This window comes from Polaromonas sp. P1_G4 (genome assembly GCF_056405475.1).
This window is the reverse complement of sequence record NZ_JBFUCA010000259.1, coordinates 1-5,872: the sequence shown is the minus strand read 5'-3', so window position 1 is coordinate 5,872 and position 5,872 is coordinate 1. Positions and strand designations below refer to the sequence as shown.

6 protein-coding genes are annotated in these 5,872 nt (G+C 62.9%); 1 reads left to right on the top strand and 5 read right to left on the bottom strand.

What is annotated here, in order from left to right; all coding sequences use genetic code 11:
• The coding region (locus AC1D1X_RS13680; RefSeq protein WP_477698459.1) for an inorganic diphosphatase at positions 1 to 143 on the top strand (143 nt) is incomplete at its 5' end.
• Positions 144 to 335: 192 nt separating this feature from the next.
• Here AC1D1X_RS13680 and AC1D1X_RS13675 read toward each other — a convergent pair.
• From AC1D1X_RS13675 to AC1D1X_RS13655, 5 genes are all read right to left on the bottom strand, one after another.
• Complete coding sequence (locus tag AC1D1X_RS13675) at positions 336 to 1,175, bottom strand: alpha/beta hydrolase (RefSeq protein WP_477670856.1); 840 nt, start codon at positions 1,173 to 1,175, stop codon at positions 336 to 338.
• A gap of 83 nt (positions 1,176 to 1,258) precedes the next feature.
• Positions 1,259 to 2,878, bottom strand: coding sequence for a wax ester/triacylglycerol synthase family O-acyltransferase (locus AC1D1X_RS13670; protein ID WP_477670855.1), 1,620 nt, complete (start codon positions 2,876 to 2,878; stop codon positions 1,259 to 1,261).
• A 110-nt stretch (positions 2,879 to 2,988) separates the two neighbouring features.
• Positions 2,989 to 3,756 (bottom strand): hypothetical protein, encoded by a 768-nt coding sequence (locus AC1D1X_RS13665; RefSeq protein WP_477670854.1) that lies wholly within the window; start codon positions 3,754 to 3,756, stop codon positions 2,989 to 2,991.
• Between the two features lie 215 nt (positions 3,757 to 3,971).
• Positions 3,972 to 4,304 (bottom strand): hypothetical protein, encoded by a 333-nt coding sequence (locus AC1D1X_RS13660; RefSeq protein WP_477698458.1) that lies wholly within the window; start codon positions 4,302 to 4,304, stop codon positions 3,972 to 3,974.
• 203 nt (positions 4,305 to 4,507) lie between these two features.
• The gene (locus tag AC1D1X_RS13655) at positions 4,508 to 5,749 is read right to left on the bottom strand and encodes a GNAT family N-acetyltransferase (RefSeq protein WP_477670852.1); all 1,242 of its coding nucleotides are present in this window, start codon (positions 5,747 to 5,749) and stop codon (positions 4,508 to 4,510) included.
• Positions 5,750 to 5,872: the final 123 nt, after the last annotated feature.

Genomic DNA, 5,872 nt, shown 5'->3' with positions numbered 1-5,872 from the left:
AGACCWTTGCGCATTTCTTTGAGCACTACAAGGACCTGGAAGAAGGCAAATGGGTCAAGGTGCTGGGCTGGGAAGGCCCGGATGCGGCCAAAAAAGAAATCACGGACGGCATTGCCAACTATGCAAAGGCCGGCAAGGCCTGAAACCTGGCCTCTGGCACGAAAACGTAAGCGTTTTTGTGCTGAAGGTGGCTCAGGCCGTGCGCAAGCAGCTATAAAAAATATAGCAAAGGCATTGAGGGAAACTTAAAAAAGCGCCTGCAGCGTGGTCTGCAGGCGCTTTTTTTATGCCTGGGTGGAATGGTGTGCACCGCCGCCCGGCGCTACATTGAAGCGTTACGCTTTTCGCGCAGGGTCCGGGAACACCAGGCCGTGCAGCTTGCCTTTATCTCCGCGCGAAAACGGCTTCCACTGGCCTTCGGCCTGCGCCAGCCGGTCGGCCACGGCCCACCAGGCGCTGGGGTTCACGCCCATGCCGATATGGCTGGCCAGCACTTCGATGTTTTCGGTTTGCGGATGGGCGGCGCTGGGCGCCTGGATGCTGGCTTGCCAGGCCACCACGCCATCGCTGCGCGAATAAATGCTGGTGGTCGGCACAGGCGGGGCGGCCGGCAGATCGTAGCTTTCGGATTCGCGCTCGACGTTGCGGCCGCTGGTGAGTTCATAGATGCGCCAGGCATTGGTGGCCTTGTGCGAGCCCGCGAAGGGTGTGCCCAGCGTGATCACGCCGCGCACCATGTGCGGCAGCTCCTTGGCCAGCTCGCGCGCGTAGACGCCGCCCAGGCTCCAGCCGATCAGGCTGACCTTGCGGCCCGTGGTTTCGAAGGTGCGGGCGAGGCTGTCGCGGGCTTCTTCCAGCACGCCGGCGCGCGGGCCAAAGTTAAACCCCTGTTCCCAGCCCCAGGGCCTGTAATTGAGCGACTGCAGGTATTGGCGCAGCGGCACCGTGGTGGCGTCATTGGCCGACAGGCCTGGAAACACCATCACGGCATGGCCGTCGCCGCGTGGCGCGCGGGCCAGCAACGGCCAGGCGGGCAGCAGGGCGCCGAACTCCCAGAACGCACGCAGCTCAAGCGCCAGCAGCCAGGCGCTGGGCGGAACATCGTGTGGGGACGGTTTTGCTTGATCTTGGGGGGAGGAGGAAGACGGATTTCGCCTGGATGACGGGCTTGCCATGGCTTGGAGCATTGATTGTCTTGTTGGAGTTCCGACTCAAAGAGTATGGAGGCGCTTACGGTTTTTTACAGAGAGAGGTCTCTCTAACGTGGACGCTTCGCTGCGGTTTTCGTCGCGTTCGTGACAGCGGCTTTGCGGGTTTTTACCGGGGCGGCCTTCACGGCGGTTTTAACGGAGGCCTTCTTTGTCCTCTTTTTCGGCGCGGGCGCTGTGGCGGCGGATGCAACAGGCGCTGCGCTCACCATCAAGGTTTGGGCCTGAGTGAAGGCCTCCTCGATTGCTTTCGCCAAATCCTTCGCATGCGGCAGCGCCTTCTTGTCAGCAACGATGCCGAAATCCACATGGCCGGCATAGGTCTGTATGGTGATATTGAGCGCCAGCCCGTGCATGACGATGGACAGCGGGTGGAAGGTCAGGAACTTCGCGCCGGCCAGGTACAGCGGCACCGGCGGGCCCGGCACGTTGGAGATGGCCAGGTTGGCCACCATGGGCAGGCGGCTGGCGATACCGCTTTTGCCGTAGGCGTTCAGCGCCATCTTGGCTGCGCCGCCCACCAGCCACGGTGCCAGCAGCGAAGGGTAGTCGGTCGGCAGCAGGCCCTTCAGGCTTTGCATCGACGTTTTCACCTTGGCGGTCGATGCCATGATGGCGTTAATGCGCTTGAGCGGGTGGGCCAGCTGCGTGCCCAGTTCCACCAGGCTCATGCTCACCTGGTTGCCCAGGTTGCTGGCGTCGGTGGCGCCGGCTTCGCGCAGCGACACCGGCATGGCCGCCACCAGCGATTTTTTCGGCAGACTGTGGTGCTGCGTGAGGTAGCTGCGCAGTGCGGTCGAGCAGATCCACAAGACCACGTCGTTGAATGAGCCGCCCACCGCCTTGCCCATGGCCTTGCATTCGGCCAGCGGCAGGGTGGCCGTCACAAAGACGCGATCCGTGGTGATGCCGGTATTAAAGGGCGTTTGTGGCGCCAGCTTCATCGGCATCTTGGGCTTGATGCCGGTGGCCGAACTGGTGGTGGATTGTTTTGCCAGCGTGCTGCCAAAGGTGCTGGCCGCAGACGGCAGCGCCTTGGCCAGTTTGGCCAGCTGGCCCAGCGAACTCGAAAACACCGAGCCGATCATCTTGCCCAGCTTCAGGTCAGCCTCGGTTTTGCGGCGGCGGGCAGGGTCGGGCGGCGGCACCTCGCGCGGCACCGGGCTGAAATCGAGCAGGGCATTGGCCAGCATCACGCCGCCCTTGCCGTCCAGCGCCGCATGGTGAATCTTCGAGAAAAATCCGGCCACCACCTTGCCGCCCTGCGATGCGGGCAGCTGGATGCGGTCAAAAATATAAAACTCCCAGAGCGGGAAATTGCGGTCGATGACCTCGCTGTGCAGTTGCGCGCACAGCTTGTGTACCTCGGCCAGCGTCATGGGCGCCGTACCTTTTTTGGCAGAGTCCGCGCGGCGGATGTGAAAGTCGATATCCACCGAGTCAGCGTCGACCCACAGCGGGTGGCCCAGATCCAGCGGCATGAACACCAGCTTGCGGCTGAACACCGGCGCCAGGTGCATGCGTCTGGCGATGTGCGCTTTGACCGCCTTGTGAAAACTGCCCTTGAAGCCCTCCGGCAGTTCGCACAGGTTGAGCGAGCCCACATGCATGGGCATCTCGGGGGTTTCAAGGTAAAGAAAGGTTGCGTCGAGTCCGGTCAGGGATTTCATTGTTGTTGTCTCCGTGAGGGAGACATTAACCGAGCGGGACGGGTTGCGGCACTAGGGTTTGCCGTAGCGGCAGCTGTCACGCCAGGCTCAGCGCGCGGCCGTGATTGCGTTCAAGCTTCGCAGTCGCCCAGCATTCCTTGCTCATCGTCGTTGAGTCCGGCGACAGGCGTCGCCTTGGCCAGCACCATCCATACGCCCAGCGGTAGTTGCTGGCGCGTACGCCGCGGTGCGGCCCTCGCAACGGCCAGGCGCGTGTTCTCCAGCACCATCACACCGCACTCCAGCGGCACCTCGCTGGCATCGCCAATCGGCCGGCCTTTGGCGTCGCAACCGAGCACATACCAGCACTCCCCGCCCAGGTCGAGGTAGGCGGCGCGTTTTTCGGGGCGGCGCAGGTCGCCCAGCAGGTCGGAGCGGTGCACCTTGATCTCGTGCACGATCGGCTCGACATATTCCTGCACCGTGGTGTTGCGGATGGAAAACACGTCGGGCCGGGCGATGCACCAGCGGGCCTTGCCACCTTCTTCTTCGGGCGGCAGCTGGGCGCGCAGGCCCAGGCCGCGCCAGGTGATGCGGCCGGCCCGCACCATTTCGCAGGCCACCTGCTCGACCAGTGCCTCATGCTTTGAAAGCGCCGAGCGGTTGCGCACGAGCACGGTGGCCAGATAGGCCACGCCGGCATCGGTCACGCGCAGGGTTTCGTGGCCTGCAGGGCCGGCCACGCGCTGCAGCATGCCGGTGGCCAGCAGTTCGATTTCCAGCAGGTCCTGGCAGGGCCAGCCGGCGGAGCGGTAGACCTCACGCAGGCGCCGGGCGTGGGGGCGGCCCAGCGGAGGCGCAGGGTCGGCGGTCTGTGTAGCGGTCGCGATAGTGTTCATGGGGACATGGCGGCCTGGGCCGGGGGCAGGGTGGCTGCAAGCCTTGAAACCGTTCGGAAACAGGTCTGGAAGACAGAGCTTAAAACAAAGCTGGGTTTAAGGAAAACAGGCCACTGGCGCAATGCTGACGGGCGCGGGCAGCTATCAATACGATAGCGATTCCGCGCCGGCCGCACCGCGAAGCAGGCCGCCCGCCGGGCAAACGGCTTGAGGGGTCAAAGCGGGAGGATCTCGAATCGTGCGTTGTCCAGGTTGTCTCCCAGCGGCCGCATCGCCGCCAGAATCGCGTCGGTCTCGGCGTGTTGCCAGAGCGCAATGACCTGTTCTTCTGCCTCCGAGGCGTTCTCCAGCGGCAGGCCTTCGTGCAGCGTTTGCGTCAGCATGTAGGCCTGCAGCGAGGGCAGTACATATTCGGGGCCACCCAACGCGAATTCAAGCGCCATGCGAAAACGCAGTTCGGCCGCTGCGCGCTCGTCGGCGGTCAGGSTTGGGCATTCGACGAGGTTGACGGTGTACGTACGTTCGTTGGCGCGGTTGTTGTTGCTCATGGAAATTCCTTTGAACGGGCTTTATAGCAAATAACGCTTGCCCGTGTGATGACAGGTATGACGGGGGTTGCAGGTAAGGGGTGGGAGCGCGGCCAGTTCATGTTTTGCACAGAACATTTATGGAAAAAGTCCATGAAGCCCAATATGGACAAGCGCAAGCAGTTATGAAAAACGTAGCGCCTGCGGCCGCCGAAAGCCAGCACTCAAGCCGAAGTGCCCGGCGCAGCTTGCCTGAAAGGGCTGCGGCGTTCCAGGTCTTCCATGTAGTTGTCGATGCCGGCGCCTTCGCGCTCCAGGAAGCGCTCGACCGCGTCGGCGAACGAGGGGTGCGCCAGCCAGTGGGCGCTGGTGGTTTTGACGGGCAGCAGGGCGCGGGCCATTTTGTGCTCCCCTTGAGCGCCGCCTTCAAAGCGTTGGTAGCCGTGTTCGATGCACCATTGCAGCGGCTGGTAGTAGCAGGCCTCAAAGTGCAGGCAGTCAACACGGGCGAGGGCGCCCCAGTAGCGGCCGTACGCAACCAGGGACTGGTTTTCGGCACTTTCGTCGCCGTGATCCCTTTCAGTACGGGCGCTGACGGCGATCAGGCTTGTCGCGATGGGCCGCCGCTGGCCGTCGGCGTTGTGCTCCGCCACAAACAGCAGCCAGTTCTCCGGCATGGTGTCCTGCATACGATGGAAGAAGTCGCGGCTGAGGTAGGGAGCGTTGCCGTGTTCGTAATAGGTGCGCTCGTAGCAGCGGTAGAAAAAGTCCCAGTCGGCGTTGCTGATGTCTTTGCCCAGCGACCAGCGGAAAGTGATGTTTGCCTCGGCGACCTTGCGGCGCTCCTGGCGGATCTTTTTGCGTTTTTCCTGGCTGAGCGACGCCAGGAAGTCGTCGAAGTCGCGGTAGCCTGCTGGTGGTCCTGTCCAGTGGAACTGCACCGAATGACGCAGCATGAGGCCCGCCTCTTCGCAGGCCGCCACGTCTTCATCGGCGGTAAACAGCAGGTGCAAGGACGAGAGATCCTCTTGCGTGCACCAAGCCACCAGCGCCTTTACCAGCAGGGCACGTTCGACCGGCGTGCGGGCCAGCAGGCGGGCGCCGGGTACGGGGGTGAAGGGCACGGCGACCAGTGCCTTGGGATAGTACTCAAGCCCATGCTGCTGGTAGGCATTCGCCCAGGCGTGGTCGAACACGTATTCGCCGTAGGAATGCTCCTTGAGGTAAAGCGGAGAGGCGCCTGCAAGCACCTTGCCCTGCCAAAGGGTGACAAAGCGCGGCGTCCAGCCGGTTTCGGGCGTGGCGCTGCCGCTTTCGTGCAGTGCGGCCAGGTATTCGTGGCGCATGAAAGGGTTCGCGGGCTCGCCCGGGCTTTGCGCCGCCAGCAGGGCGTTCCACTCGGCCGCATTCACCTCCAGCGGTGAATTCAGCACGCGAATGACATAATCGTTTGAGTTCTTTTTCACGTGTTTTCGGGGTTCTACTTCAACATGCCACTCAAAATCTGCGTTGCCCAATTGAACTATTGCGTCGGCGATATGCCGGGTAATGCGCAAAAGATCATCGACGCTGCCCGCACGGCCTATGAG